Source organism: Vibrio sp. OPT46, assembly GCF_015163535.1.
Lineage (GTDB): Bacteria > Pseudomonadota > Gammaproteobacteria > Enterobacterales > Vibrionaceae > Vibrio > Vibrio alginolyticus.
The window spans coordinates 114,196-114,775 of sequence record NZ_JADDYG010000898.1; the positions used below are offsets into that span (position 1 = coordinate 114,196).

General features: G+C 51.0%; 1 protein-coding gene. It reads left to right on the forward strand.

The genetic code is table 11. The features are described from left to right. Nucleotides 1–580: porin (locus IQR33_RS31925; RefSeq protein ID WP_228014254.1), on the forward strand; the 580-nt coding region annotated here is incomplete at both ends.

Genomic DNA, 580 nt, shown 5'->3' on the forward strand with positions numbered 1-580 from the left:
GGAATGGGGCTACAACTCTGGCGCGAACGGCGACAACATTTACGACCGCTTGCTATACGCAGGTGTTGATCACGAAAAATATGGCAAGATTGCTGCGGGTACTAAGCAGTGGTCTACCTTCTACGACGTAGCATGGTACACCGATTTAGGTCGTGTATTCGGTACTCGTGGCTCAGGTGTTTACAACCTAGCTGACTGGGGTATCGCATCCGGTGCTGGTCGTGCAGAAAACTCAATTACGTACCGCAATTCAATCAATGACAAAGTGAGCTACGGCTTTACTTACCAAACCACGCGTGAAGATGTCGCTCTAGCAAGCAATGCGACAGCCTCACTGAAAAACGGCATGGGTGCATCGATCACTTACAAACCCGTTGATGGCGTAACACTTGGTGCGGCTTACCATCAAAATGAAGTTGCGGATCTAGACGCAAGCGTGGTTGGCGTAGAAAACGGCGACAACATGCGCATCATGCTATTGGGTGCAAACTACAGCAACGGTGGCTTCTACGCGGGTGCGACTTTCCACGTTGGCGAAAACTGGGAAGCAGTGAGCCAAGGCGGTACGGACGTAATGTTC